The sequence below is a fragment of the Streptomyces cinnamoneus genome, from assembly GCF_014650495.1.
GTDB lineage: Bacteria > Actinomycetota > Actinomycetes > Streptomycetales > Streptomycetaceae > Streptomyces > Streptomyces cinnamoneus.
The window spans coordinates 371,310-397,323 of record NZ_BMVB01000001.1; the positions used below are offsets into that span (position 1 = coordinate 371,310).

The window sequence follows — 26,014 nt, forward strand, 5'->3', positions numbered from 1 at the left end:
ACCGTGAACGGCTTGTGAGTAGGTGAAACGCGCCGTCCCCGACCGTGACGTCGCGGGCGGCGTCACCCCTGAAAGGCGGGACATGACCCAGGGCGTGCCGGTGGCCTTCCCCACTGCTCGCGACAGCCTTTTCGACCCGCCGGCCGCGATGCATTCCTTGTGCGGGAACGAGGCGCTCACCCGGGTGTGCTTTCCCGACGGCCGTCCCGGCTGGCTGGCCACCGCACACTCCACCGCCCGCACCGTACTGGCCGACGCCCGCTTCACCGCCCGGGCCGACGCCACGCACCCGGCCGTGCCGCGCGCCGCCACCCTGCCGGAACACCCGCCGGCCCGGCCCGGAACGCCGGGCGCGTCCACGGCCCCCGCGCACCAGCGGTACCGCAGGCTGCTCGCCGCCCAGTTCACCGAGCACCGCATGCGCCGCCTCGCCGAGCGGGCCGAGGAGATCACCGGCGAGCTCCTCGACGCGATGGAACGCGCGGGCTCCCCGGCCGACCTGATGGAGCACTACGCCCTGCCCCTGCCCGCCCTGCTGCTCTGCGAACTCCTCGGCGTGCCCGAAGGCGAACGGGAACGGTTCCGGCAGGACGCCGCCGTATGGAGCGGCTCCGGCACCTCCGCCGAGGACCTCACCGGCGCCGGCGCCTCCCTCACCGCCTGCCTGCACCGGCTGGTCCGGCTCCGCCGCGCCCACCCCGCCGACGACCTCCTCAGCGGCCTGATCGGCGCCGACCCCGCCCTCACCGACGACGAACTGGCCGCCGTGGCCTTCCTGCTGCTGCCGGCCGGCCACGAGACCACCGCCCACCAGCTCGGCCTCGGCATCCTCGCGCTCCTCGACCGGCCCGGCCGGCTCACCGCGCTGGGTACGGGCCGCCGGCGGACCGACCGCGCCGTCGAGGAGCTGCTGCGCTACGTCAGCGTCGTCGACCACGGCCCCACCAGGGCCGCCCGCGAGGACGTGCAGATCGGCGGCACCACCGTCCGGGCCGGAGAGGTGGTCGTGGTCTCCCTCGCCGCCGCCAACCGCGACCCGCGCCGCTTCCCCGCCCCCGACCTGCTCGACCTCACCCGCGACACCACCGGCCACCTCGCCTTCGGTCACGGCGCCCACCAGTGCCTCGGCGGCCCCCTGGCCCGCATCGCCCTGGACGCCGGCCTCACCGCGCTCCTGGACCGCTTCCCAGGACTGCGTCCGGCCGTGCCCGCGGACCAGATCCCCCTCCGGCAGGACGCCCCGGTGCACGGCGTCCACCGGCTGCCGGTCGCCTGGTAGCGGCAACGCCCGCCCCGCGCGACCCCCTTCAGACCAACCCGGTTCGTCACGCCGCACGTCACAGCGGCCACCAGCAGTATCCGAAAGGTCAGGTACACCACCGTGGTAGAGAACCAGCACCTGTCGCGCCGCCGGCTGCTCGGCCTCGCGGCCCTCGGCGCCGCCGCCCTCAGCGGAGCGACCACCATCACCGCGGCCCCCCGCGCGCACGCCGCCGGCCAGGGCGAGAACGGCTCCTTCGTGCCCGCCGTGGTGATCGGCACCGGCTACGGGGCGGCCGTCGCCGCCCTGCGGCTCGGCGAGGCGGGCGTGCAGACGCTGATGCTCGAAATGGGGCAGCAGTGGGACAAGCCGGGGGCCGACGGCAACATCTTCCCCAACATGCTCAAGCCGGACGAGCGCTCCACCTGGTTCAAGAGCCGCACCGAGGCCCCGCTCGGCTCCTTCCTCTGGCTCGACGTGGTCAACAAGAACATCACCCCCTACGCCGGTGTCCTGGACCGCGTCAACTTCGACCAGATGTCCGTCTACGTCGGCCGCGGCGTCGGCGGCGGCTCCCTGGTCAACGGCGGCATGGCCGTGGTGCCCAAGCGCTCCTACTTCGAGGAGGTCCTGCCGCGCGTCGACGCCGCGGAGATGTACGACCGGTACTTCCCGCGCGCCAACTCCGTCCTGCGCGTCAACCACATCGACAAGAAGTGGTTCGAGGACACCGAGTGGTACAAGTTCGCCCGCGTCTCGCGCGAGCAGGCCGGCAAGGCGGGCCTGGGCACCACGTTCGTCCCCAACGTCTACGACTGGGACTACATGCGCCGCGAGGCGGCCGGCGAGGTCCCCAAGTCCGCGCTGGCCACCGAGGTCATCTACGGCAACAACCACGGCAAGATGAGCCTGGACAAGACCTACCTGGCCGCCGCCCTCGGCACCGGCAAGGTCGCCATCCGCACGATGCACAAGGTCAAGACCATCGGCCGGCAGCGGGACGGCTCGTACGTGCTGACCATCGAGGAGACCGACGCCTACGGCAAGCAGATCGCCACCAAGGAGATCACCTGCACGTACCTCTTCCTCGGTGCCGGCAGCCTCGGCTCCACCGAACTGCTGCTGCGCGCCCGCGACACCGGTGCGCTGCCCGACCTCAGCGGTGAGGTCGGCGCCGGCTGGGGTCCGAACGGCAACATCATGACCGCCCGCGCCAACCACATGTGGAACCCCACCGGCGCCAAGCAGTCGTCCATCCCTGCGCTCGGCATCGATGACTGGGACAACCCGGCCGCCCCCGTCTTCGCGGAGATCGCCCCCATGCCGGCCGGCCTGGAGACCTGGGTCAGCCTCTACCTGGCGATCACCAAGAACCCCGAGCGCGGCACGTTCGTCTACGACAAGGCCACCGACCGGGCGACGCTGCGCTGGACCCGGGACCAGAACACCCCCGCCGTCAATGCCGCGAAGTCGCTCTTCGACCGCATCAACAAGGCCAACACCACGATGTACCGTTACGACCTCTTCGGCAGCAAGCTCAAGAATTTCGCCGACGACTTCTGCTACCACCCGCTCGGCGGCTGCGTCCTGGGCAAGGCCACGGACCTTTACGGCCGGGTCTCCGGATACAAGAACCTTTATGTGACCGACGGTTCCCTGATTCCCGGCTCCATCGGCGTGAACCCCTTCGTGACCATCACGGCACTGGCCGAGCGGAACATGGAGCGCGTCATCCAGCAGGACATTTCCGCGAAGTGACACAGGCCGTCCCGCCCGGGGGACACCCGGGCGGGACGGCGGAATTCCCGTGTTGTTGTGATCGATCCTGGGGCTAGGAATCCTGCAGCTCGCTGAGGGCGCTGCCGTCGTGCGCGATCCAGTCGGTGAAGGCCGACCGGCCGGTGCCCCTGCCCCGCGCACTGCTGAGCCGGCCGTCCATGCCGAGGACGACGACCACCGGGCGGCCCTTGGCGTCCTGGGCGATGCCCGCCGTTCCGCGGTGCGGCACGCCCTCCTCCTGCCAGGGGCCCGGCCGGCCGGCACCCGCGGACAGCCGCATCCGGCCCTTGTCGTCCCGGGCGGCCAGCACCGTGGTGTTGCCGGCCTGGGCCAGCGCCACCCGGCCGTAGCCGCCGATGGACTCGCCCTGGGACGTCACGCGCCAGCCGCCCTCGGCCTGCCGGTCCGCGATGACCACCTGCGACGTCGTCGGCCGGCGCATGGCCAGGCGCATACCGCCGCCGGGCAGCGCCACCAGCGTCAGCGGACCCGTGGCGGCCGGCAACCGGGTCGCGGCGGCCGGCTCCGGTACCGTGCCCGGCCCCGCGGACATCCAGTGGTGGACCGTCTTGGCGTCGGCCGCGACGACGTGCACACGGCCCTTGCCGTCCAGCGCGACGTCCAGCCCGTCCTCGATCCGCACGGGCCGGTCCGGCTCCGTGCCCAGCTCCTCCCACTCCGTCCAGTCCCCGCCGCCCGAGCGGGAGCGCCAACTCACGCCGCCCGCCCAGTTCTTGACGAAGACGTGCACGGTCCCGTCCTGGCCGGTGACCGCGACGGGATAGCCCACCTCCATCGACCGCTCGGGGTCCTCCTCGGGCGAGCCGAGGGACTCCCAGGAGCCGAACGACGGCGCGCCACCGGGCAGCCGTCCGGTCTGCGACGCCGTGACGACCTCGCGCCGGTGCGCCGTGCCGGGCGCCGGCAGGACCGTCCGCACCGAGAACAGCTGCACGCTCCCGTCCGCGTGGCGCAGCGCCTGCAGCTGGCCCTCCAGCAGGGAACCGCCGGCCGGGACCGGCTTGGACCACACGCCGCTGCCGGCCCTGGTCTCGACCCAGCACTGCGCCCGGCCGTCCAGGATCGCGAAGGCGGCCAGCCGGCCGTCCGGAAGCGGCTGCACCCACCGCTGGGTGCCGGTGGCCCGGTGGCGGAGATTGTCGGACCAGCGGGTGTCCTTCGAGCGGTTGCCCACCTTCCGGTCGCCGCAGCCGGCCGGGTCGCCGCAGTCCCTGCCGTCGGCCCAGCCGTAGATGTCGAGGATCTCGATCTTGTGGGCGGTGGTGGCCTTGTCGAGGCTGTTGGGCAGCAGGGCCACCTCGTAGCCGACGTAGCTGTCCACGGCCGTGGGCCGCGCGTGCTTGCGGCCCCAGTACTGGGCCAGGGCGGCCTGCGCGAAGTGGGCGGAGGCCGTGTGGTCCTGGTGGTCGTGCCGGGCTATGCCCTCCAGGACGGACGGGGTACCGGCGTACTGCGGCTGCTTCGGCAGATGCGTCGGGTTCGGGTCGAGAGTCCGCACGACCGTCGGCTGGAAGCGCTCCAGCACGGCGGTGAGGGAGTCGACGACCTGCTGCCGGCTGTACTGGAAGGTGCGCTCGACGGGGCTGGCGGCGGGCACGAGCGTGGTGAGGGTCGGGGTCGCGCCGAGCCACAGCCCGCGCAGACTGTCCTTGCGCGGCGCGCGCATGACCCGTGCCTCGACCAGCTCCATGAAGATCAACTGGACCTGGGGGGCGGCCTTGAGCGTCTGCAGCTCGACCTCGAAGCCGGGCACGAGGGACGTCTTCTCCACCGTCCACGGGCTCAGCCAGTCGCCGGTGGCCATGTGGGCGGTCGCCTCCCGCAGGCCGTTGATCCGGGCGCGCACGAACTCGGGGCGCTTCTCCGGCAGCTGCGCGTAACCGGGGCTGCGGCTGAGGGCGTTGCGGCCGTCGGACTCGCCCCCGGTCATGCACACCGTCACGGCCGGTGCGCCACTGCGTATGGCCTGCTCCAGCTCCGGGTTCATGAAGTACAGCGAGTCGTCGGCGTGCGCCATGATGTGGACGTACGACTCGGACACCGCGGCCCGCGCAGGGCTCGCCGTGAACCGCCCGGAGCTGTCGTCCTTCTCCGCGCCCGGGGCCAGCCACTGCCAGGCGCCCACCGCGCCCGTTCCGGCGATCAAGCCGCCGCCCGCCACCTGGAGCATGCGCCGACGCGATATTCGCCCTGGCACAGGCGTGTCTCCCATCCCCTGCGCCAAGTGAGCGCGGTAGTGCACGAAAACGGGGGCGACTACCATCGATCGCCCCGCTGATCAAGACTTCGATCTTATGATCCGCAACCCGCCGTTTCCCTGCGGTCGTGTAACAGCCATGCCACGGCGAGGCATAGATTCCGAGGCGATCGGGCAAGGCGATGCCCGGTGCGCCCGGGGCACTACGGTGGGTCACCGTGAGCGCGACCCGGACCCGCGGCCGGGACCTCAGACGTCGTCCGGGATCTCCCCGGCGTCGTGGACGAGCAGGGCGATCTGCACCCGGTTGTTGAGACCGAGCTTGGTCAGGATGCGCGAGACGTGCGCCTTGACCGTCGCCACGCTCAGATAGAGGGACGCGGCGATGTCCGCATTGGACTGCCCGCGCCCCACGGCCACCGCGACCTCCCGCTCCCGGCCGCCCAGCAGCGCCAGCCGCTCGCGCGCCCGGCCGCCCCGCTCGTCCTGCGCCCGGTCCGTGACCCGGGCGATCAGCTGCCGGGTCACACCGGGGGAGAGCACGGGGACACCGGCCGCCACCCGGCGCACGGCTTCCACGATCTCGGCGGGCGGCGTGTCCTTGAGCACGAAGCCCGCCGCCCCGGCGCGCAGCGCCCGCAGCACCTGCTCGTCCGCGTGGAACGTGGTCAGGACGATCACCTCCGGCGCCCGCTCGCGCCCGCGCAGCTGCTCGGTGGCGGCCAGCCCGTCCAGCGATGGCATGCGGAGGTCCATCAACACCACGTCGGGGGTGTGCCGGTCGACGAGCGCGGCCACCTCCGAGCCGTCCGCCGCCTCGCCCACGATCCGGATGTCCGACAGCCCGCCCAGCATGAACGACAACCCGGCCCGGACGAGCGGATCGTCGTCGACGAGGAGCACACGGATCGGCGGGCACTGCGGCTCCTGCCCGTCCCCGAGGCCGGCGGGAGGCGGTGGTGGGAGTGGTGCGTTCATGGCCGCCACGGTATCCAGCCGCGGAGGCGGAAACCTCCGCCGGGGTCCGGGCCGTGCTCCAGGCGGCCGCCCGCCAGCGCGGCGCGCTCGGCCAGGCCGATCAGGCCCTGCCCCGCCCCCGGCACCGCCGCCGGACCGTCCGCCACCACCACGCTTGCGGGGTTCCTCACCTCGACCGTCAACCCCCGTTCCGGGGAACCTTCGACGACAACCGTGACCTCCGAACCGGGCGCGTGCTTACGGGCGTTGGTCAGGCCCTCCTGGACGATGCGGTAGACCGTGCGGCCCGCGACGTCCGGCACCGCCGCGGGGTCGGCGACCCGCTGGTCGAGCACGACCGCCGCGCCCGCCTGACGGGACTCCTCCACCAGTCCCCCCAGCGCCGCGAGCGTCGGCTGAGGCCGGCCCGGATCACCGGCGTCGGCCACCGTGGGGGCACGCAGCACACCGATCACCTCCCGCAGCTCCTGCAACGCCTGATGTGCGCTGGAGCGGATGACGCCGGCGGTCCGGGCCACCTCCACCGGGGAGGCGTCGGCCCGGAACTCCAGGGCCCCCGCGTGCACGCAGAGCAACGACAGCCGGTGCGCCAGCACGTCGTGCATCTCCCGGGCGATCCGCTCCCGGGCCAGCCGTTGCGCCCGCTCGGCGCGCAGCCCCGCCTCGGCCTCGGCCCGCTGGGCCCGTTCGCGCAGCGACAGCAGCAGCTGACGCCGGGAGCGGACGAACATGCCCCAGCCGATCGCGGTCAGCGCCATCAGCACGCCCGTGATCGCCGAGACCGCGAACGTCAGGTCGGGGTCGGGACGCACGGCGGCCGAGACCACGGCGCACAGCAGCGCGGCCCCGCCCACCCAGGCGGTCACCGTGAAGGGGCGGTGCACCGCCACGGTGAACAGCGCCACCAGCATCGCGCCCGCGGACGGCGGTGTGACCGTGCTCACTGCGATCAGTGTCACGGCCAGCCCCACCGGCCGGCGCCGGCGCACCCACAGCGCCGCGCACGCGGCGGCGCCGACGATCTGATCGGCGAGGAGGACGGCCCCGGAGGTGTGCGGATCGGTGCGCAGCGCCGCCGCGGCCAGCAGCCCCACCAGCGCAGCCGCGGTGAGGCAGAGGACGTCGACGGCCCAGTCGCGCACCGTGCGCCGGGCCCGGCCCGCGAGGCCGATGCCCCGGGCGGCGGCCTCGCCACTGCGGTTCCTGGTCACGCCGCAAATCTACTGACCGGAACGCCGCCGCCGGCCCGTCGGGCCGGTGCTCGCGACCAAAGTTGCCGAGGTCGAGACTTTGGCATCAAGGCGCCCGGTTCTTCCTCTCCTTCCGGCGGCATCGTGCCGTCTTCCGGCCGATGCCCGGGCCGGGGCCGGCGGACGACGATGGCTCGCATGAGGAAACTTCTCGAAGGTCTCGGGGGCCTTCTCGTCCTGCAGGGTCTCGCCGGCATTCTCCACTGGGCCACCGGCTGGTTCCGCTCTTGGGCGCTCGTGCGGTACGCGGGCTTTCTGCACGGCTACGAGATATATGCGAACGCCGTGCTGGTGGTGCTGGGCGTGACGCTGGTGGTGGCCGCGGACTCCGGAGCCCGGGACCTCAGTCGGGCACGCGATCGTTGAGGATCTTCTGGAAGAGGAAGTGGTCCCGCCAAGCCCCGTGGATGTGCAGGTAGTTCGGGGCCTTGCCGATCAGCTCGAATCCGCACTTGGTCAGCACCCGCTGCGAGGCGGTGTTGGAGGTCACGGTCCCCGCTTCGATCCGGTGCAGGCCCAGGTGCTCGTCGGCGTCCCGGCACACCGCCGTCACGGCGGACGGGGCCAGGCCCTTGCCCGTGTGGTCGGCCGCGATCCAGTAGCCGAGGGTGGCGCTGAGGAGCGGACCCTGCACGACGTTGGTCACGTTCACCACGCCCACCACATCGCCCTGTCCCTCGTCGGCCACCAGCAACCAGGGCATCGCCCGCCCGGTCCGCCGCAGCTCGGCCAGGTTGCGCAGCCGGTCCGTCTGCCCGTCCGTCGTGAAGAACGCCTCGTCCCGGAAGGGCTCCCACGGCCGCAGATGTTCCCGGTTGCGCCGGTAGGCCACGGCGAGGCCGTCCGCGTCGTCCGGCGTCGCCGGGCGCAGGAGAAAGCCCGGAGCAATGACATAGGAGCGAAATGCAGTGAACATCTCCCCACCCTAGCCCTGCCGTCCCAGCGGGCTCAGGAGTTGCACACGCAGATGAACACCCGTCTCCGGCCCGGCCGGTCGGTACCCGTCATACCCCGGTATGACCTCGTGGTTGGCTCCGTGGGGTGACGTACCGTCACCCATCCCCTCCCTACGGTCCCCCTCGTCACTGCACCACCATGAGGGGAAACCGTCCATGCGTCGCTTCAAGCGCACCCTGGCCGCCGTCGCGCTCGCCACGACCGTGATGGCAGGCACGGCCGGCTGGGCCGTCGGAGGCGAGCAGACCGTGGTGACCGGCCCGCCGGCCGGCGCCGCCGCGGCCTGGCGCGCGGACGGCTCCCTCCACCGCCCGCTCCCGGATCCGGCCACCGCGTCCCCGGCCGGGGTGGCCCGTTTCTTCGCCACCCTCGACGACCGGCAGCAGCAGGAACTGGCGGCCCGTCACCCGCTGATCGTGGGCAACTTCGACGGCGCCCCTCTGCCGCTGCGCTACGCGGCCAACCGGCGCGCCGTCGGTGCCGAGCGCGACCTGCAGCGGGCCAGGGCGGCCGACCCCGCCCTCCCCGCCCACGAGCGCGAACGGGCCGGCGAACGCGCCGGACGCTGCGCCCGGCTGCTGGCGCCGGGCCGGCAGATCCTCGCCTTCGACCCCCGCGGGCGGGGCCGGCTCGCCGAGGTCCACGGCGACCTGGCGGCGGCCCGGCGCACCGCGGTCGTCGTGCCCGGCTCGGACATCGACCTGGACTCCTTCGACCGGACGAAGGACCACTACGGCACCCCCGCCGGGATGGCCCGTTCCCTGCTCGCCGAGACGGCCCGGCAGGCCCCGGGCACCCCGACGGCCGTGATCGCATGGGCGGGCTACACCACACCCGTGGGCGTCGGCCTCGACGCCGCCACCGGACGCCTCGCGGAATCCGGCGCCGAGCAGCTGGACCGCTTCCTGTCGGGCCTTGCCGCACTCGCCCCGGCGGCACCGCCCGCCCTCTTCTGCCACAGCTACGGCTCGGTCCTGTGCGGCTTGGCGGTCCACGGCCTGGACGGCAGCGAGGTCGCCGACCTCGTCGTCCTCGGCAGCCCCGGCATGCGCGCCGACTCCGCCGCCGACCTGCACACCGGGGCCCGGATATGGGCGACGCGCCGCAACGGCGCGGACTGGATCGGCAAGGTGCCCAACGTCCGCCTCTTCGGCCTCGGCCACGGCGCCGACCCCACCTCGGCCGGGTTCGGCGCCCGGACCGTCCCCTCCGACGGATCGCACGGCCACAGCGACTACTTCACCCCCGGCACCGCGTCCCTGCGCTCCTTCGCCGCCATCACCCTGGGCACCCCGGCAGGCGCCCGCCAGCCGCGAACCGCCCACCGCCGGACGCCCGGAAAACCCATAGGCGAAGATCGTTCCGCGATCTACCGTGACGGCCATGACCGACCCCGATGAGCAAGCAACCGTCGTGAACGCCACTGCACCGGAAGGGCGGTGACTGCGGTGACTGCCGTGTCCGGCAGACGCAGCCTCCGTCCGTTGGCCGGTGTGCTGGCCGCCACCGCCGTCTCCCTGACCGGTACGCGCGTCTCGGCGATCGCCCTGCCGTGGTTCGTCCTCGTCACGACGGGCAGCGCGACCCTGACCGGCCTGGTCGCCTTCTGTGAAATGACCCCTTATGTGCTGGTGAAGGCCCTTTCGGGCCCGCTGGTCGATCGCGTCGGACCACGGGCCGTCTCCTGGGTCACGGATCTGGTCAGCGCCCTGGCCGTCCTGCTCGTCCCCCTGGCGCACAGCCTGGACGCGCTGCCCTTCTGGCTGTTGCTGACCCTGGTCGCGGTGGTGGGGGCGGTGCGCGGGCCCGGCGACCTGGCCAAGGAGATCATGGTTCCGGAGGCGGCCGATCTCAGCCGGGTGCCGCTGGAGCGGGCGACGGGACTGGCGGGCGTCACCGAGCGGCTCGCCGCCACCGTCGGTCCCGCGGCCGGCGGGGCCCTGGTCGCCCTGACCGGCCCCCTGGCCGGTCTCGTCGTCAACGCGGCCGGCTTCGCACTCGGTTCGCTGATCATTGCGCTGGCCCTGCCGCCCGGCATGGGGAGGCCCGTCACCGACCACGCCGGGCAGGAAGCCGCGCCCGGCGGCTACTGGCGCCGGCTGGGCGAGGGCTTCACCTTCCTGCGCGGCGACCCCTTGCTGCTCACCATCATCGTCATGGTCTGCGTCACCAACCTCCTCGACGCCGCCTTCGCGGCCGTCCTGGTGCCGGTCTGGGCCCGCGAGAGCGGTGGCGGCCCGGCGGCGATCGGCCTGACGGGCAGCGTCGCCGGCATCGCCTCGGTCTGCGGCAGCCTCATAGCCGCCGCGGTGGCCCACCGGTTGCCGCGCCGCCTCGTGTTCTTCGCCGGGTTCCTCCTGGCCGGAGCGCCACGCTGGCTGATCCTCGCCTCCGGCGCCCCGACATGGGCCGTGGCGGTGGTGTTCGCCGTCTCCGGCTTCGGCGGCGGCTTCCTCAACCCGATCCTGGGCGCGGTCTCCTTCGAACGCGTTCCACGGCACCTCCTGGGCCGGGTCCGTGCGCTGGGCGACTCGGTCGCATGGGCCGGCATCCCGCTCGGCGGGCTGCTCGCGGGAGCGGCCGTGGCGTCGGCCGGCCTGACGCCGGTGCTCCTGGCGGGTGCGGTGGCCTACTTCTGCACGACCAACCTGGCCGCCCTCCGGCCGGAATGGAAGCAGATGGGCGGAGCGGCCGTCCGCGGCCGCCCACACGCCGGGTCTGTTCCCGCCGGAAATCCACGGAAAAGTCCCGCAGCGCAGTCCGTAGCGGAATAAGTACCTGACGTGTAATCAGTAATGGAGTGGCGCTCACTGAAACGGCATGCTCCGGACAGTCACCCTGCATAACCGTTTGCCATCAATCACTTGCGGACGTGAAACCGATTTGTGTGATCGGTGGCATCTCCTATTGGATCGGTTGTGTGAGTTATTACCAGCAACAGCCCGGTGGCCCGCAGCCCGGTGGTCCGGCCCCTTACGGCTACCCCGCTCCGCCGCCGCAGTACTACCAGCCCGGCATGCCCCCGATGGGCGGCCCGTCCGGGCCGCCCGAGCAGGCCCTCGCCAACCAGGGCGCCCGCCTCGGCGCCCGACTGCTCGACGTGCTCTTCATCATCCTGGCCGTGCTCGCCCTCAGCCTGATCGGCGCCCTCCTCGGCCAGGCCGGCGGTGCGGCCGCGGGCGTCGGCCTCGCCATCGACATCATCGGCATGGCAGGCGTGTTCCTCTTCTACGAGCCCTACATGGTCTCGCAGCACGGGGGCACCTTCGGAAAGCGCATCTGCGGCCTGCGCGTCGCCCGGCTCTCCGACGGCCAGAACCTCTCCTTCGGCGCCGCATTCGGCCGCTGGGCGGTCTACCTGCTGATCGGATTCGTTCCGCTCGCCGGCCCGATCAACGCCCTGTCCTGCTGCTGGGACAAGCCGTACCGCCAGTGCTTCCACGACAAGGCCGTCAGCAGCGTGGTCGTCAACCGCACGTGAGGACCGCTCGCTGAGCGGGACCCGCGGCCGTCACAGCCTCCGGTCCACCAGGAACCCGCAGAGCGCGACGAGTTCGTCCGTCGCGGCCGCCCCGAGCGGTGCCCCGTACAGGCACGCGCGCGCGGCGGCCGCACGGCGGCGGGCCTCCGCCAGGGCGACGTCCCGGCCCCCCGCCTCCTCGACGAGCCGGGCCGCCCGGCGGGCCGCGGCGGGATCCAGCGGAGTCCCCGGGCCCAGCAGTCCGGCGAGCCGACGCGCGGCCGGGGTGTCCGTGGCCAGGGCCGCGAGCACCGGCAGGGTCTTCTTCCCGCGCAACAGGTCGGCATGGACCGGCTTCCCGGTGAGGTCCGGGTCGCCCCAGATCCCCAGCAGGTCGTCCACGGCCTGGAACGCCGCCCCCAAGTGCCGTCCGGCCCCGGCGAGCGCGTCCACCGCGCCGCCCGGAGCCCCGGCGAGCACCGGCCCCAGGGTCAGCGCACAGCCGATCAGGGAACCGGTCTTGCCGGCCGCCATGACCTCGTACTCGGACCTCCCCACCGCATCCGGGCCCACCCACGGCCGGGTCTCGAAGAGGAGGTCGTCCGCCTGACCGGCCATCAGCTCCCGGAGCACGCCGGTCAACCGCCGGACGGCCGCCGCACCGCCGCTGCCCTCCGCGTCGGCCAGCGTCTCCACCGCGAGCGCGAACAGCGCGTCCCCGGCCAGCACCGCAGGGCCGGTGCCGAACGCCTTCCACGTGCTCTGCCGGTGCCGCCGCCGCTCGTCGCCGTCCATGATGTCGTCATGCACCAGCGAGAAGGCGTGCACCAGCTCGACCGCGACCGCCGCCGCGACGCCGGCCGCCGCGGGCGCGCCCACCGCCTCGGCCCCCAGGACGGCCAGGGCCCTGCGCACCCCTTTGCCGCCGCCGGCTGCCTGCGGTGTGCCGTCGGCGTCGCACCAGCCCAGCGCGTACGAGGCCATCCGCCGCGGCCACGGGTGCAGGCCGTGCACCGCGGTCCTCAGGGCCGGATCGGTCAGCTCCCGGCAGCGGTCGAGAACGTGCTGCGGGGAGACCCGGGCCGCCTGCAGGCCGGTCTGTGACGTCATGGCGGGTCTCTCTCGTCCGGTGGCGGATGCGTCGGTGTACGGGGCTGCCGTGGCCGGCACGTCAGCGGGCCGGGGCCGTCGGGACGTCCGTGAGCCCCAGCTCGGCCCGCGCCGCGTCGACCATGTCCCTGGCGTGCAGCAGCCCCAGTTCGCCGAGCGTGCGACGCAGCGCCTCCAGGTCGGCGGCCGTCTCCGCCGCCGCCCGGCCCAGCCGGGCCCGGGCCTTGACCAGGCCGAGCGTGGCCAGCGCGGCGCCCCGCGGCTCGTCCATCGCCCGGAACTCCTCCAGCGCCCCGCCGTAGGTGGCCCGTGCCTCCTCGAACCGGCCGGCGCGGAAGAGGACGTTGCCGCGCATCTTATGGTTGTAGGCCAGCGCGCTGACCAGCCGCATCCGGCGGCAGGTGGCCTCGGCCTCGGTCAGCAGCTCCAGCGCGCGGGCGGTTTCGCCCCGCAGCGAGAGCACGTCGGCTATGCCGCGCAGGGCCCAGGCGCGGCCGCGCGCGTCGTCGGCGCCACCGGCTATCTCCGCCGCCTCCTCGAACATCGCCAGGGCGGTGTCGTAGGAGCCGGTGTTGCGGTGCATCTGCGCGATGCCCTCCAGCGCCCACACGGTGTGCCGGGCCTCGCCCCGCCGTCTGGCCTCGGCCAGCAGCTGTTCGTGCAGCTCGCCGACGGCCTGGTAGTCGCCCTGGATGCGGCCGGTCTCGGCCAGACCGGCCAGGGAGTAGCCGCGGGCCACGACGTCCCCGCCGCGCTCGGCCAGCCCGGCGGCCAGGGCGAGCAACCGCCGGGCCAGGGCGAGCGCACCGCGCTGCCGGGCGAGGGTGCCGCCGCTCCACACGGCCCAGGCCATGGCGCTCTCGTCACCGGCCTGCCGTGCCGCCCGGTAGCTCGCCTTCCACGCCTGTTCGGCCTCGGCGACCCGGCCCAGCCGACGGCTGGCCTCCGCGACGGCGAGCGCCGCGTGCGCCGACTCCACGTCCGTGCCGTGCAGTTGGGCCCGGCGCTGCTGCTCGACAGCCTTGGCCAGCACCTCCTCCAGGGAGGAGTTGACGGACAGCTCGCCGAGCGCCCCGCGGTACTCGGGGGCGAATGCCTTGCCGTACATGTCTGCCTCTCTTCGTGACGGACCGGCGGGCGGGAGGCGGGCGCGCGCCGCCCGTCCGTGCCGCCCTGCCGGTGATCACGAAGCTATGGCCCGGACCTATCCGCTGAAATCCCTCTCGGAGGCGGCCTGCCGTACCTCTGAGGACGGGTGGCCGAAGACCGTGTCATCCGTGAGATGTACGGCTCCCGGGAGCTGATAGCTTCTCCGCGTTGATCTTCCGTTCGCGGAATCGTTACTTCGTTTAAGGATGCACATTGCTCCGCCACCGGCTCCGCCGTTTACACCGTCTGACCCGCAGTGCGGCGGTCTCGGCCGTCGTCCTGGCCGCCCTGCCCGCGGCTCCGGCCTTCGCGAGCAGCCCCTCGCCCGCCCCGCACCTGGACGCCGTGGAGAAGGCGCTGCGCGAGGTCTCACCGGGGCTGGAGGGTGACGTCTGGCAGCGCACCGACGGCAACAAGCTGGACGCCTCCGCCGCGGACCCCTCCGACTGGCTGCTGCAGACCCCCGGTTGCTGGGGCGACGCCGCGTGCAAGGAGCGTCCCGGCACCGAGCGCCTGCTCGCCAAGGTGACGGAGAACATCTCCAAGGCCAGGCGCACGGTGGACATCTCCACGCTCGCGCCCTTCCCGAACGGTGCGTTCCAGGACGCGATAGCCGCCGGCCTCAAGGCGTCGGTCGCGTCCGGCAACAAGCCGAAGGTCCGCGTCCTGGTCGGCGCCGCGCCGGTCTACCACATGAACGTACTGCCCTCGAAGTACCGGGACGACCTCAAGGCCCGGCTCGGCAAGGCCGCCGACGACATCACGCTGAACGTCGCGTCGATGACGACGTCGAAGACCAGCTTCTCCTGGAACCACTCCAAGCTCCTCGTCGTGGACGGCGAGTCGGCCGTCACCGGTGGCATCAACAGCTGGAAGGACGACTACGTCGACACCCAGCACCCGGTGACCGACGTGGACCTGGCGCTGACCGGCCCCGCCGCGAGCTCCGCCGGCCGCTACCTGGACACGCTCTGGACGTGGACGTGCCAGAACAAGAGCAACATCGCCAGTGTGTGGTTCGCGGCCTCGGGCGGCGACTGCATGGCCACGATGGAGAAGGACGCGAACCCCAGGCCCGCCGGGCCCACGGGCAACGTCCCCGTGATCGCCGTGGGCGGCCTCGGCGTCGGCATCAAGGACTCCGACCCCGCCTCGACGTTCCGCCCGCAGCTGCCCTCCGCCCCGGACACCAAGTGCGTCGTCGGCCTGCCCGACAAGACCAACGCCGACCGTGACTACGACACGGTCAACCCCGAGGAGAGCGCCCTGCGGGCCCTGGTGGCCAGCGCCGACCGCCAGATCGTCATCTCCCAGCAGGACCTGAACGCCACCTGCCCGCCCATCGCCCGCTACGACGTCCGCCTCTACGACATCCTCGCCGCCAAGATGGCGGCCGGGGTGAAGGTGCGCATCGTCGTCAGCGACCCCGCCAACCGCGGCGCGGTCGGCAGCGGCGGCTACTCGCAGATCAAGTCCCTGGCCGAGATCAGCGACACGCTCCGCAACCGTCTCGCCCTGCTCAAGGGCGGCGACCAGCAGAAGGCCAAGGCGGCCATGTGCTCCACCCTCCAGCTGGGGACCTTCCGCAGCTCCGCGAGCGCCACGTGGGCCGACGGGCACCCCTACGCCCTGCACCACAAGCTGGTGGCGGTCGACAGCTCCGCCTTCTACATCGGCTCCAAGAACCTCTACCCCTCGTGGCTGCAGGACTTCGGCTACATCGTGGAGAGCCCGGAGGCCGCCAAGCAGCTTGAGGCCAAGCTCCTCGACCCCGAGTGGAAGTTCTCGCAGGAGACCGCGACGGTCGACCACGCGCGGGGCGTCTGCTCGCTCTGAGACGACTGAGCGCCCGGACGTTCCGGGGCGCATGACGGGGGAATGCCCGTACCGCTGAGGTACGGGCATTCCCCCGTTCGCTCATATAACTACGTTCGAATATCGGGGAATGATCCGATCGTCTTCACTCCATAGTGAACGGATTTCATTCCGTGTCGCTCCGGATGCAACCATGCGCTGGCCCCGAACCGACCAGCGAGGAAATCTGGAGATTCAATGGAGCCATGTGGGGGAAGTGCGGTCCGCCGCTGGGGAGCGGCGCTGACCGCGTCGGCCGCGGCCATCGCGGTCGCCCTCCCGAGCGCGAACGCCGAGGCGGCTGCCGGGCCGCCGGGAATCGCGGCCAAGGGGGCCTTCCTGCTCGACAGCGACGCCAACCGCTCCCTGTGGGGCAAGGCGGCCGACACCCGGCGGCAGATGGCCAGCACCACCAAGATCATGACTGCCGTCGTGGTCGTCGACGACCACGCGACGGAGCTGAACCGGCGTGTGAAGATCAAGCAGTCCTACCGCGACTGGGTGCAGCGCAACCAGGCCAGCACCGCCGACCTGCGCACCGGCGACGAACTGACCGTACGACAGCTGCTCTACGGGATGATGCTCCCCTCCGGGTGCGACGCGGCGTACGCGCTGGCCGACGCCCTCGGCGACGGCGCGACGGAGCAGGAGCGCACCGCGTCCTTCGTCGCCAGGATGAACGAGAAGGCGCGCGCCCTGGGAATGAGCAACACCCACTACGACTCCTTCGACGGCATCTCCGCCGGCGGCGGCAACTACTCCACGCCGCGCGACCTGGCGAAGCTCGCCCGGCACGCGATGGACGACCGCACGCTGCTGACCGTCATGAAGTCGCTGACCACGCAGCAGAAGGCGGCCAACGTCAACCGTCTGTACACCTGGTACAACACCAACAAGCTGCTCGGTTCGTACCAGGGGGTCCTCGGGATCAAGACGGGCTCGACGCGGGCCGCGGGCCCCTGCCTCGTCTTCGCCGCCCGGCGCAGCGGCCGTACGGTCGTCGGCGTCGTGCTCGACGACCGCACCGGACGCTACCCGGACGCCGCGAAGATGCTCGACTACGCCTACGGGGAGCGGACTTCACTGAAGCTGCGCCAACTGCCCATGGGCGCCCACGAGGACTGACCTGCGGCGCGGCGGCCCGGCCCCCGTCGAGGTGCCGGGCCGCTCAGGGTTCGTTGGAGGGGCGGGGCGAGGGCAGGGTGTTCATCGTCCGGGGCCGGACGCGCTCGACGGCGTGGCAGTAGTCCAGGCCCACGAGCGGCTCCCCGGAGAAGAACCGCGTCATCAGGTCCACCACCTCGGCGGGCCGCTCCAGATGAACGAGGTGGTCGGCGTCCTTGACCGTCGTGAACCGGGCGTCCGCGAGCCGCGAGGCCGCCTCCCGGCTCAGCGCGGGCGTGCTCAGCGGGTCGTGCTCGCCGGTCGTCACCAGCGCCGGGACGCGCACCGCGGGGCCGGCCGGCAGCCGGGGACTGGCCAGCAGCCGCAGGGAGTTGTCCTCGTACTTGGCGAGGTCGTCCGCCGTCATGTCGTGCAGGGCCCGGCTCAGGCACCGGACGATCGTCGGCCGACGCGTGACCGTCACCCGTGGGGACGTGCACACCATGGTCTCGACGACGCACTCGACGAACTCCGCGTGCCGGCCCTTCTCCGCCATGCGGAGCGTGTCCTCCACGCGGGCCCGCACGTGGTCCGCCAGGTGGGACATGGTGCCGACGAGCCCCATCCGCTCCGCCCGCCCGGGGTGGTCGCGCACCCACTGGTGGACCACGGCACTGCCGTAGGACCCCCCGAGCACGTTGACGGGGGACGGCGCCACCTTCGACAGCAGTTGGTCGAGTGCCCTGGCGAGGAAGTCGAAGCCGTACCGGGCCGGCAGCCGGTCCGCGCCGCCCCAGCCGGGAAGGTCCACCGTGATGACGCTCGCCGACTCCAGGAACCCCTGCTCCAGCCGGCCCCAGGCGTTCTGGCGCTGGAACGCGCCGCCCACGAGGACGACGGGTGCCATTCTCGCGTTCGGCTGGTGCACGACCCGGCCGCTGTACGCGTAACCGTCGAGGGTGAGCGGGACGACCTCTTCCAAGAGGGCGGAACGAGTCGGCACGGCCGGTCTCCGTTCGTGGGGGGACTTCACCAGGGGGAACGAGAACCACGGCGGGACGTTACTGCCGCCGCGGCCCACGGACCGCGCGAGCGGGAACACCTCTCACCCGGGGAACGTGCGGATCTCCTCCCGCACCAGAGCGGCCAGCCGGGCCCCCAGGTCGCGGTGGCCGTGGTCGGTCACGACGGTCACCGTCGCGCCCGCGTCGTGCACGGCCATCGTCATCGCGACCGGATGCCCCGGGCTGAGCGGCGGCAGCGCGGACAGGCCGGTCAGCCGCGCCGGACCCAGCGCGAGCGGTCCCGCGTGCGTCGCCAGGCTGCTGCACAACAGGGAGGAGTGGAACGGGGAGTCCGCATACCGTCCCAGGGCGTCGGTCACCGGCCCGTACCGCAGCGGCCGCGACGCGACGAACACCGCCTGCGCCCGCGCCCGCTGCTTGAGGGCCGCCCGCCGCGTGAAGCCGTCCACGGCCGCCAGCCGCCGCCGGGCACCCGCGGACGTGGGCAACGGCACCCGCACGGTGGCGTAGCGGTTGCCCAGCACCTCGGCCTCGTCGTCGCCGCGGACGTCGACGGGCACCATCGCGCAGACCCCCGGCAGTCGTCCCGTCATCCCCGCGGCCCGCAGCGCACCGGCCGCCGCGGCGAGGAAGACCGCATTGGCGGAGGCCCGGCCGGAGGGCAGGGCGTCACGGGCCGCGGCCAGCTCCGCCGCCGGCACCCGGTTCCAGGACACCGCACGCCGCGGGTCCACCGGCCCGTGGAAGGGCAGGGGCCGGGCCCGGGGCAGCAGATCCGCCAGGGCGCGCACCCGCGCGAGGCGGGGGAGGGCGGCCGCCCGCCCCGCACCCGGCCGGTCGCGCTGTCCGGGCACGGCGGCCGGGGCGTCGAGCAGGGACCGCAGCAGGGCGACGAGCGAGACGCCGTCCAGCAGCGCGTGGTGGGCCCGCAGCAGCAGCGCGAAGTCGTCGCCGTCCGGCAGCAGATGCAGCTGCCACGGCGGCCGGCCCGCACCGAGGGGATGGGCGAGCAGCTGCGCGGTGCGGGCGGCCAGCGGCGCCGGAGAGGGCGACTCCGGAACGTGGACGCCGGGGTCGAACGCCGGCCCCGGCACCCACTGCGGCCACGCCCCGGGCCCGCCCGCGGCGGCGGGCGCCAGGCGCAGCCGGTCGTGTGCCCCCCACGTCCGCAGCACGAGGTCGCGCAGGTGCGCCGGCGCCGGCGCGGGGCCCTCGAACCGGGCGAGGACTCCGGCGGTCATGCAGACCGCACCACTGCTCTGGTGCCGGTGCAGCCAGGCGTCCAGCGGCGGCATCGGCCTGAGGGCCGGCCGCTTTGCTGCGGGGGCGGAGGAGGAGGCGAGTTCGGGCAGCGACGGATGCGGTGTCACGCGGTGTCCTTACGTCCTGGTCTCACGCGGTTCTACGGGCGCGCCGGGGCCGGGCCCCCGGCGCCTTCCTCAGCAGGCCGTGTCCGCCACGGCCCGGGCGACCACCCCGGCTCCGTCCTCCAGCCCCAGCCGGGCGGCGAGCTGCGTGGCCCGCCGGGCGAACCGGGGCTCGCCCGTGGCCCGCCGCAGCGCCGCGGCCAGCCGGTCGGCGGTCAGCCGCCCGTGCGGCAGCACCTGTGGGCTCACCCCCAGCCGCACCAGCCGCTCGGCCCACCACGGCTGGTCGGTGAGGACGGGCACCGGAACCGCCGGCACCCCGGCCCGCAGCCCCGCCGCGGTCGTCCCCGCCCCGGCGTGGTGCACCACGGCGGCCGTGCGCGGCATGAGCCAGCCGTGCGGCAGTGGCCCGACCGTGATGACGTCGTCGTTCATCACGGACAGCCCCGCCCACCCCGACTGGACGATGCCGCGCACCCCGGCCAGGCGCAGGGCCCGCGCCGTGATCTCACCGAGCTGTTCCGGGTCGCCGGGCATCATGCTGCCGAAGCCCACGAACACCGGCGGCGGGCCGGCTGCCAGGAAGTCGGTGACCAGCGCGGGCGGCTGCCAGTCCGCACACTCGTGCGGCCACCAGTACCCGGCCACCTCCAGGCCCGGCCGCCAGTCCGCCGGGAGGGGCACCACCGTGGGGCTGTAGCCGTGCCAGATGGGCCAGCCGCTGCGCTCCCGCTCCCGGCGCAGCCGGTGACCGCTGCGGTAGACCAGCCCCAGCCGGGCGTGCAGGCTGCGCTGGGCGGTGGTGTGGAGCGCGTCCAGCACGGCGTTCGCGGCGTGGCTCCGCAGCAGGTTGGCGTAGCCGGGCGGCTTCCAGGGCATCGTGCAGGGCGAGAACGCCGCCGTGGGGGCGTCGGGTTGCAGGAACACCCCCATGCTCGGAATCCGGTGGTACTGCGCCACGACCCTGCCGACCGGTGCGGCGAGCGCCGACAGCAGCACCAGGTCGGCCTTGGGATCGACGGCGGCCAGGATCCCGTCGACGAGCGAGAGCGCCGCCTCTTCGGTGGCTCGCACCAGGCGCACGACCGACCGCGGCGAACGCACCGCGCGCCGGAAGCGGTTGTGCGCGCCCAGCAGCTCCTCGAACGGATCCGCCTCCAGCGCGCGCATGCGCAGGCCACAGCAGGCCACCACCTCCGTGAACCTCGCATGGGCGGCGATCTCCACGTCATGGCCCTCGGCGAACAGCCGGTGACCGAGGCCCGTGTACGGAGCGACGGAGCCCATCGTGCCTGCTGTGATGATCTGGATGCGCATGTCCCCGGCCTTCCTGCTGCCCTGTCGCATCAACGAGGGCGCACCCGGCCCGGATACGGCAGACGCCCTACTTCGCCGCCGGGGACGCCCCCTCCGGGACCGGCAGCGGCTTGGCCGCACAGGTCAGATCACGCTCCGGCGCCGTCCCCCCGACGAGGTACGCGGTCACGATCCCGTCCACGCACGCGTTGCCGGTCTCGAACTGGCCGTGGTCGCCGTCGCCGGTGACGGTGACCAGGCGCGAGCCGCGCAGCGCCCGGTGGGCCCGCACCGCCGCCTCGTAGTAAGTGGCCGGGTCGTGGACCGAGTTGACCATGAGCGTCGTCGGCAGGCCGGCCCCGGTGACCTTCACCCGGGGCGCCTTCGAAGCCGGCCAGGCCGCGCAGACCGCCGAGAAGGCGAGCTCGCGGGCACCGACCAGCGGCAGGTCCACGGTGTCCTTGGCGCTGCGCTCGATCCAGTGGTCCATGTTCCGGTCCCACCGCGTGTCGTTGCAGGTGACGGAGAAGTACTCGGCGAAGAACCCGGGACCCGAGTACGAGCCGAAGACCTGTGCGGCGAGGGTCTTCTCCTGCGCGTCGGCGGTGTCCCAGTGGTCGAGCGCGGCCAGGGCTCCCGCCAGCGGCCGGAAGCCCTTCCCCGCACTGTAGATGGCCTGCAGCGTGCCGTTGTCCAGCTGGTTGGGGCCGATCACGGTGTCGCCGGCCTTGACCGGGTGCGCGCTCAGGGCGCTGCGCCGCCGCTCCCACGTCGCCTTGGCCTCGGCGGCGGTCCGCCCGTAGTGGTAGACGCCGTCGTACTGTGCCAGCCAGGGCAGGAAGTCCTGCTCGAAGCGGCGCTGGAAGCTCATCGGCTGACCCGTGGTGAAGCTCTCCCAGGAGCCGTCGAACGCGATGTTGCTGTCGAGCACCGCACGCTCGACGCGCTGGGGGAACAGGGTCGCGTAGTAGGCGCCGACCATCGTGGCGTAGGAGGCACCGTAGTAGGAGATCTTCTTCTCCCCGAGCAGCGACCGGAACAGATCCATGTCACGGACCGTCTGCTCGGTGGTGAGGTAGGGCAGGAGGTCCCCGCTGCGGCTCTTGCAGTGCTCCACGAACGCCCGGGAACGGTCCACCACCCGCTGCACCGCGGCGGGGGAGCGGTCGCGGAAGTCGCCCGCGGTGAAGTCGGCGAACTCCGCGTCGCTCTCGCACACCGCCCGCGTGCTGTTCCCGACGCCGCGCTGGTCGAAGCTCACCACGTCGTACGCGGCGTCGATCGCGGCCGAGCCCCCGGCGAGCCACTGGGGCCGCTGCAGTCCCGAGCCGCCCGGGCCGCCCGCCGCCATCATCAGTACCCCGCGCCGCTTCGCCGGGTCGCTCGCGCGGTGCCGGGAGACCGCGATGGTGAGGTCCGGCCCCGCACCGGCATCGTGCCAGTCGCGCGGCACCGCCATCGTCGCGCACTCCAGCGGCGAGTCCTTCCCGCACCGTTGCCAGTCCAGGTGCTGCTGGGTGTAACGGGCGGGTACGGACGGCCGGGCCTGGGCGACGGACGCCGGAAGGACGGCGGCGGCTATCGCCGTCACCACGGCGCCCGACACCGCGGACGTCATCCGTCGCGACTTCCCGAACGTGAACATCGATCCTCCTGTGCGGTTGGGGTGGCACAGTCGATGCTGCCGCCCGGCGCGCATCCGATCGATCCCGCCAGTATCCGACCCGGGGGTGGTGCTGGTGCCACCCCGCGCGCCGGACGAGGGTCTGTCGACCGACGGGGGTTCCATGGTGAAGTCGACCCGGCAGGGCACTCTTCCCATCAGGAGGAACGCACCATGGACATCGCCGCGCTGCGCCGGGACACCCCCGGCTGCGCCCACCGCGTGCACCTCAACAACGCCGGTGCCGGGCTCGTCTCCCGCCGGACCCTCGACACGATGACCGCCCACCTCGAACGCGAAGCCCGCATCGGCGGCTACGAGGCCGCGACCGAGCAGGAACAGGCCATCGAGGACGTCTACGCCGGCCTCGCCGAACTCGTCGGCGGCCGCCCCGAGGAGGTGGCGCTGTTCGACAACGCCACGCACGCGTGGCAGGCCGCCTTCTACTCCCTCGCCTTCCGGCCCGGCGACCGGATCCTGACCGGCCGCGCCGAATACGGCAGCAACGTCCTGGCCTACCTGCACATCGCCCAGCGCACCGGGGCCGAGGTCGTCGTGGTCCCCAACGACGCCCACGGCCGGTTCGACACCGCCGCCCTGGCCGGCCTCCTCGACGAGCGCACCCGGCTCGTCGGCATCAGCCACGTGCCCACCAGCGGCGGCCTGGTCAACCCCGTCGCCGAGATCGGCCGCATCACCCGCCGGGCCGGGGTGCCGTTCCTGCTCGACGCCACCCAGTCGGTCGGCCAGTTCCCCGTGGACGTCCGGGAGATCGGCTGCGACCTGCTCACGGCCACCGGCCGCAAGTTCCTCCGGGGCCCGCGCGGCACCGGCTTCCTGTGGGTGCGCCCCGCCCTCCTCGACCGCCTCGACCCGCACGTCAGCGAGACCGCGTCCGCGCTCTGGGACGGCAAGCGCGGTTTCACCTGGCAGCCGGGCGCACGGCGCTTCGCCACCTGGGAGATGGGCTGGGCCGGTGTGCTCGGCCTGGGCAGCGCCGTGCGGCAGGCCCTGGAACTGGGCGTCGGGGCCACCGGCGAGCGCGCGATCGCCCTGGGGGCGGCCCTGCGCGAACGGCTCGACGCGCTGCCGGGAGTGGGCACCTACGACCTGGGACGCGAGCGGTGCGCCATCGTGACCGCCAAGGTCGACGGCGTGCCCGCGGACGAGGTCAAGGCCGCGCTGACCCGCGAGGGGATCAACGTGAGCACCACCACGCCCGGCCAGTCGCAGTTCGACACCGAGGACCGGGGCGTCCACCCGCTGGTACGGCTCTCCCCGCACTACTACAACACCGAGGACGAGCTGGACCGGGCGGCGGCCGTCCTGGCCCGTCTCGCCCGGACGGGTCAGCCCAGGTAGTCGATCTGGTAGATGTGCAGCGTCTTCGTCTGGTGCCCCAGGTAGATGACGACGAAGACGTCGTCGAGCACGAGCATCCGCATGATGCCGTCGTCCTCGCCGTACGGCACGGTCACCGACAGGGGATCCGCGCAGGCGGCGGCGAGGACGTCGCTGAGCTGTCCGCTCACCGGCGCCGGGAGGGAGTCCCAGACGGCCGCTATCGTCGCATCGTATTTGAGCGCGTACACGGCCTCAGCGTGTCAGCTCACGCCCCTCCGTGGGTGCGAACGAGGGCAGCGTCCTCCTGCACCTTCTGGGTGATGTCGATCCACTCGCCCGGGACCTGGCCCCCCGCCGCCTCCGCGGCGGCCGCCTGCCGTCCCCGTTCGACGGCGGCGAGCGTGCGTTCGGCGATGCCCTGCCACTTGGCGAACACGGCCAGGACCGTGTGCGCCGGGGCACGGTCGATCTCGTCGGCGAAGCGCCGGGACAGGTCGGGACTGCCGAGAGCGTCGCGAATACGCTCGATGCTCCACACCGGTCCGGTGCTCATGGGTCCTCCCCGCGTCGGCGGCTCGACCGCCCAGAGTAGCGAAATTGTCCTCGCCTTATCAGAGGAACCCGAGGGGCTGTGCCGTGCCACCGGACCGCCGTTGCCCGGTGCGGTGTTCAGCGCATGAAGACGACGCTCTGGAACGACTGCACACCGTAGAAACCGGCGGGGAAGTAGGCTGCCGCACCCCGGCAGTCGGGTGTGTCGTACAGATAGGCGTTGCGGTCCGTTTCGTTGCCGGTGACGCCCTGGGCGTAGCCGACCGCGTAGCACTGGCCTTCGACGGGGTCCGACAGGCCGTGCCGCACCGTGCCCGGCGCGGTGTGGTAGACGAACGCGCCGGTGGCCGCCCGGGCGACCGGCGGTGGGACGGTGAGGGTGAGCAGCCCGGCGAGCGCCAGGGAGCCGGTCACGCGGATCGGATGTCGCACAGTGCGCCATGCTGGCCGAGGCCCCCGGGACGCAGGGCCGGTCGGCGGTCTGCTTCACCCGAACGGAGAAGACCGCCCGGGCGCGGCGGCTCCCGGCACGTCCAGGCCGTAGACCCTGCGGGCGTTGTCCGCCGCGACCAGGGCCGCCACCCGTTCCGCGTCCGCCGCCGACCAGGCGCCCTCCGCCACCCAGCCCGTCAGCAGCCCCTCCAGCGCCTGCCGGAAGAGGGCGGTCCCCACTACGTACAGCTCCGGCAGGCCGTAGGCGTCGGTGGAGAAGAGCAGTTTCCCGAACGGGGTCAGCTCCAGCATCTCGGCCAGCACCGCCCCGGCCCGCGCGCCGGTGTGCGTCAGGGAGAGCCCCATGTCGGCGTAGACGTGCGGGAAGGAGTGGGCGAGGAAGCCGGCGTTGCGGTGGTAGGGGTAGCCGTGCAGCAGCACGAGGGTGCAGCCGGTGGGGCGGACCGCGCGCACGAAGTCGGTGAGCAGCAGCGGATCGCAGCGGTGCAGCCGGAGGTCCGGGTCACCGAAGCCGGTGTGCAACTGGAGCGGCCTGCCGGTCTGTGCGGCGGACCACAACAGATGGCGCAGCAGGACGGGGTCGGCCAGCCGCCCGCCCGCCGCACGGGCCACGAGCCAGCGGTCGGCGGCGGCCCGCACCTCGGCGGGGCCCGGCGGCCCGGGCTCGAAGTCCAGGCCGTAGCGGTAGGCGGCCACCGACTTGAACGCCACGGCGTCGCGGGCGCCCTCCCGTACGGCGTCGGCCAGTCCGCCGAGGAACTCCGCGCGGCTGCCCGCGCCGTCGGCGACGCGTTCCGCCAGGCTCTCCAGGCGGACGACCTCGTGGCAGACGGCACCGCCGCCCGCGGCGGCCGCCAGCTCCGCGGGGCCCGTCAGGTCGCCCGGGATGCCCGTGTCCACCAGGAAGGCGGCGATGCCGCAGGCGCTCAGCAGCCGCCGCGTGGCCTCGGCCGCACCGAGCTCGCTGCGGCGCCGCAGGTACTCCTGCGGCGGGCAGTGCGGGGGGAGGTCCAGCAGGGGAGCGCACCAGCGGCGCACGGCCAGGCCGAGCTGGGTGTCGAAGAAGGAGGTGCCGGGCGCGGCGGGGGCGTCGGACTCGGTGAGGTAGGACTCGAAGGAGGCGGGCGAGAGGGCGGAGCGCTCCACACCGTGGCAGTGGTGGTCCACCAGCGGGGGCACCGGGAGACCGGCCAT

General features: G+C 73.2%; 23 protein-coding genes. 9 read left to right on the plus strand and 14 right to left on the minus strand.

The genetic code is table 11. The features are described 5' to 3' along the window. The first annotated feature begins 22 nt into the window (after window positions 1–22). Together IE182_RS01650 and IE182_RS01655 are read left to right on the plus strand one after the other, a co-directional pair. Window positions 23–1,279 carry a cytochrome P450 gene (locus IE182_RS01650; protein ID WP_229844497.1) on the plus strand — a complete coding sequence of 419 codons (1,257 nt, stop codon included), beginning with the start codon at window positions 23–25 and terminating at the stop codon, window positions 1,277–1,279. A 102-nt stretch (window positions 1,280–1,381) separates the two neighbouring features. Next, a complete protein-coding gene (locus IE182_RS01655; protein ID WP_190107771.1) occupies window positions 1,382–3,019 on the plus strand; it encodes a GMC oxidoreductase in 1,638 nt (545 codons plus the stop codon). A 73-nt stretch (window positions 3,020–3,092) separates the two neighbouring features. Here the strand turns inward: IE182_RS01655 and IE182_RS01660 are convergent, their stop codons facing one another. The 3 genes from IE182_RS01660 to IE182_RS01670 all read right to left on the minus strand — a co-directional run bounded on the left by IE182_RS01660 (window position 3,093) and on the right by IE182_RS01670 (window position 7,447). Further along, the gene (locus IE182_RS01660) at window positions 3,093–5,231 is read right to left on the minus strand and encodes a PIG-L family deacetylase (protein WP_229844498.1); all 2,139 of its coding nucleotides are present in this window, start codon (window positions 5,229–5,231) and stop codon (window positions 3,093–3,095) included. Between the two features lie 276 nt (window positions 5,232–5,507). After that, window positions 5,508–6,236, minus strand: a complete 729-nt coding sequence (locus IE182_RS01665; RefSeq protein ID WP_190107773.1) for a response regulator transcription factor — start codon at window positions 6,234–6,236, stop codon at window positions 5,508–5,510. Further along, window positions 6,233–7,447, minus strand: coding sequence for a sensor histidine kinase (locus IE182_RS01670; RefSeq protein ID WP_229844499.1), 1,215 nt, complete (start codon window positions 7,445–7,447; stop codon window positions 6,233–6,235). The genes IE182_RS01665 and IE182_RS01670 overlap by 4 nt, the downstream gene beginning before the upstream one ends. 177 nt (window positions 7,448–7,624) lie before the next feature. On the opposite strand from IE182_RS01670, the gene IE182_RS01675 reads away from it, so the two are divergent. Further along, window positions 7,625–7,852, plus strand: coding sequence for a hypothetical protein (locus IE182_RS01675; protein WP_190107774.1), 228 nt, complete (start codon window positions 7,625–7,627; stop codon window positions 7,850–7,852). Here IE182_RS01675 and IE182_RS01680 read toward each other — a convergent pair. After that, window positions 7,830–8,402: a GNAT family N-acetyltransferase gene (locus IE182_RS01680; protein WP_190107775.1), complete on the minus strand. Its 573-nt coding sequence runs from the start codon at window positions 8,400–8,402 to the stop codon at window positions 7,830–7,832. The genes IE182_RS01675 and IE182_RS01680 overlap by 23 nt on opposite strands. A gap of 196 nt (window positions 8,403–8,598) precedes the next feature. Here IE182_RS01680 and IE182_RS01685 point away from each other — a divergent pair, with 196 nt between their 5' ends. The 3 genes from IE182_RS01685 (at window position 8,599) to IE182_RS01695 (ending at window position 11,924) form a co-directional block, all read left to right on the plus strand. Further along, the gene (locus IE182_RS01685; protein ID WP_190107776.1) at window positions 8,599–9,843 is read left to right on the plus strand and encodes an alpha/beta hydrolase; all 1,245 of its coding nucleotides are present in this window, start codon (window positions 8,599–8,601) and stop codon (window positions 9,841–9,843) included. An 84-nt stretch (window positions 9,844–9,927) separates the two neighbouring features. After that, window positions 9,928–11,217 carry an MFS transporter gene (locus tag IE182_RS01690; protein ID WP_229844500.1) on the plus strand — a complete coding sequence of 430 codons (1,290 nt, stop codon included), beginning with the start codon at window positions 9,928–9,930 and terminating at the stop codon, window positions 11,215–11,217. Between the two features lie 146 nt (window positions 11,218–11,363). Next, entirely contained in the window at window positions 11,364–11,924 is a 561-nt protein-coding gene (locus tag IE182_RS01695) for an RDD family protein (protein ID WP_190107778.1), read from the plus strand. A 30-nt stretch (window positions 11,925–11,954) separates the two neighbouring features. On the opposite strand, the gene IE182_RS01700 is transcribed toward IE182_RS01695, so the two are convergent. Next, complete coding sequence (locus IE182_RS01700; protein WP_190107779.1) at window positions 11,955–13,013, minus strand: polyprenyl synthetase family protein; 1,059 nt, start codon at window positions 13,011–13,013, stop codon at window positions 11,955–11,957. Window positions 13,014–13,074: 61 nt separating this feature from the next. Further along, window positions 13,075–14,121, minus strand: coding sequence for a tetratricopeptide repeat protein (locus IE182_RS01705; protein ID WP_190107780.1), 1,047 nt, complete (start codon window positions 14,119–14,121; stop codon window positions 13,075–13,077). A 254-nt stretch (window positions 14,122–14,375) separates the two neighbouring features. Between IE182_RS01705 and IE182_RS01710 the strand changes: the two genes are divergently transcribed. Both IE182_RS01710 and IE182_RS01715 read left to right on the plus strand, forming a co-directional pair. Further along, window positions 14,376–15,998, plus strand: coding sequence for a phospholipase D-like domain-containing protein (locus tag IE182_RS01710; protein ID WP_190107781.1), 1,623 nt, complete (start codon window positions 14,376–14,378; stop codon window positions 15,996–15,998). Window positions 15,999–16,214: 216 nt separating this feature from the next. Then, window positions 16,215–17,141, plus strand: a complete 927-nt coding sequence (locus tag IE182_RS01715) for a D-alanyl-D-alanine carboxypeptidase family protein (RefSeq protein ID WP_190107782.1) — start codon at window positions 16,215–16,217, stop codon at window positions 17,139–17,141. Between the two features lie 43 nt (window positions 17,142–17,184). Here IE182_RS01715 and IE182_RS01720 read toward each other — a convergent pair whose 3' ends face one another. The 4 genes from IE182_RS01720 to IE182_RS01735 form a co-directional block, all read right to left on the minus strand. Next, window positions 17,185–18,123, minus strand: a complete 939-nt coding sequence (locus tag IE182_RS01720) for an alpha/beta fold hydrolase (protein ID WP_229844501.1) — start codon at window positions 18,121–18,123, stop codon at window positions 17,185–17,187. A gap of 102 nt (window positions 18,124–18,225) precedes the next feature. Then, complete coding sequence (locus IE182_RS01725) at window positions 18,226–19,515, minus strand: wax ester/triacylglycerol synthase domain-containing protein (protein ID WP_190107783.1); 1,290 nt, start codon at window positions 19,513–19,515, stop codon at window positions 18,226–18,228. Window positions 19,516–19,584: 69 nt separating this feature from the next. After that, the gene (locus IE182_RS01730; RefSeq protein WP_190107784.1) at window positions 19,585–20,829 is read right to left on the minus strand and encodes a glycosyltransferase; all 1,245 of its coding nucleotides are present in this window, start codon (window positions 20,827–20,829) and stop codon (window positions 19,585–19,587) included. A gap of 67 nt (window positions 20,830–20,896) precedes the next feature. Then, window positions 20,897–22,453 carry an alpha/beta hydrolase gene (locus tag IE182_RS01735; protein ID WP_229844502.1) on the minus strand — a complete coding sequence of 519 codons (1,557 nt, stop codon included), beginning with the start codon at window positions 22,451–22,453 and terminating at the stop codon, window positions 20,897–20,899. A gap of 192 nt (window positions 22,454–22,645) precedes the next feature. Here IE182_RS01735 and IE182_RS01740 point away from each other — a divergent pair, with 192 nt between their 5' ends. After that, on the plus strand, window positions 22,646–23,833 hold the full coding sequence (locus IE182_RS01740) for an aminotransferase class V-fold PLP-dependent enzyme (protein WP_190107785.1): 1,188 nt from the start codon (window positions 22,646–22,648) through the stop codon (window positions 23,831–23,833). On the opposite strand, the gene IE182_RS01745 is transcribed toward IE182_RS01740, so the two are convergent. From IE182_RS01745 to IE182_RS01760, 4 genes are all read right to left on the minus strand, one after another. Beyond that, a complete protein-coding gene (locus tag IE182_RS01745) occupies window positions 23,821–24,063 on the minus strand; it encodes a hypothetical protein (RefSeq protein WP_190107786.1) in 243 nt (80 codons plus the stop codon). The two genes, IE182_RS01740 and IE182_RS01745, sit on opposite strands and share 13 nt — an antisense overlap. A gap of 17 nt (window positions 24,064–24,080) precedes the next feature. After that, window positions 24,081–24,368: a hypothetical protein gene (locus IE182_RS01750; RefSeq protein ID WP_190107787.1), complete on the minus strand. Its 288-nt coding sequence runs from the start codon at window positions 24,366–24,368 to the stop codon at window positions 24,081–24,083. A 116-nt stretch (window positions 24,369–24,484) separates the two neighbouring features. After that, window positions 24,485–24,799, minus strand: coding sequence for a hypothetical protein (locus IE182_RS01755; protein WP_190107788.1), 315 nt, complete (start codon window positions 24,797–24,799; stop codon window positions 24,485–24,487). A 54-nt stretch (window positions 24,800–24,853) separates the two neighbouring features. Next, a complete protein-coding gene (locus tag IE182_RS01760; RefSeq protein ID WP_190107789.1) occupies window positions 24,854–26,014 on the minus strand; it encodes an amidohydrolase family protein in 1,161 nt (386 codons plus the stop codon).

What these genes read in the sequence shown, in the direction of transcription:
- IE182_RS01660 (WP_229844498.1), bottom strand. Translation starts at nt 5,231, where the DNA reads ATGCTCCAGGTGGCGGGCGGCGGCTTGATCGCCGGAACGGGCGCGGTG.
- IE182_RS01665 (WP_190107773.1), bottom strand. Translation starts at nt 6,236, where the DNA reads ATGAACGCACCACTCCCACCACCGCCTCCCGCCGGCCTCGGGGACGGG.
- IE182_RS01675 (WP_190107774.1), top strand. Translation starts at nt 7,625, where the DNA reads ATGAGGAAACTTCTCGAAGGTCTCGGGGGCCTTCTCGTCCTGCAGGGT.
- IE182_RS01680 (WP_190107775.1), bottom strand. Translation starts at nt 8,402, where the DNA reads ATGTTCACTGCATTTCGCTCCTATGTCATTGCTCCGGGCTTTCTCCTG.
- IE182_RS01685 (WP_190107776.1), top strand. Translation starts at nt 8,599, where the DNA reads ATGCGTCGCTTCAAGCGCACCCTGGCCGCCGTCGCGCTCGCCACGACC.
- IE182_RS01700 (WP_190107779.1), bottom strand. Translation starts at nt 13,013, where the DNA reads ATGACGTCACAGACCGGCCTGCAGGCGGCCCGGGTCTCCCCGCAGCAC.
- IE182_RS01705 (WP_190107780.1), bottom strand. Translation starts at nt 14,121, where the DNA reads ATGTACGGCAAGGCATTCGCCCCCGAGTACCGCGGGGCGCTCGGCGAG.
- IE182_RS01715 (WP_190107782.1), top strand. Translation starts at nt 16,215, where the DNA reads ATGGAGCCATGTGGGGGAAGTGCGGTCCGCCGCTGGGGAGCGGCGCTG.
- IE182_RS01730 (WP_190107784.1), bottom strand. Translation starts at nt 20,829, where the DNA reads ATGCGCATCCAGATCATCACAGCAGGCACGATGGGCTCCGTCGCTCCG.
- IE182_RS01735 (WP_229844502.1), bottom strand. Translation starts at nt 22,453, where the DNA reads ATGTTCACGTTCGGGAAGTCGCGACGGATGACGTCCGCGGTGTCGGGC.
- IE182_RS01740 (WP_190107785.1), top strand. Translation starts at nt 22,646, where the DNA reads ATGGACATCGCCGCGCTGCGCCGGGACACCCCCGGCTGCGCCCACCGC.
- IE182_RS01750 (WP_190107787.1), bottom strand. Translation starts at nt 24,368, where the DNA reads ATGAGCACCGGACCGGTGTGGAGCATCGAGCGTATTCGCGACGCTCTC.
- IE182_RS01760 (WP_190107789.1), bottom strand. Translation starts at nt 26,014, where the DNA reads ATGGCCGGTCTCCCGGTGCCCCCGCTGGTGGACCACCACTGCCACGGT.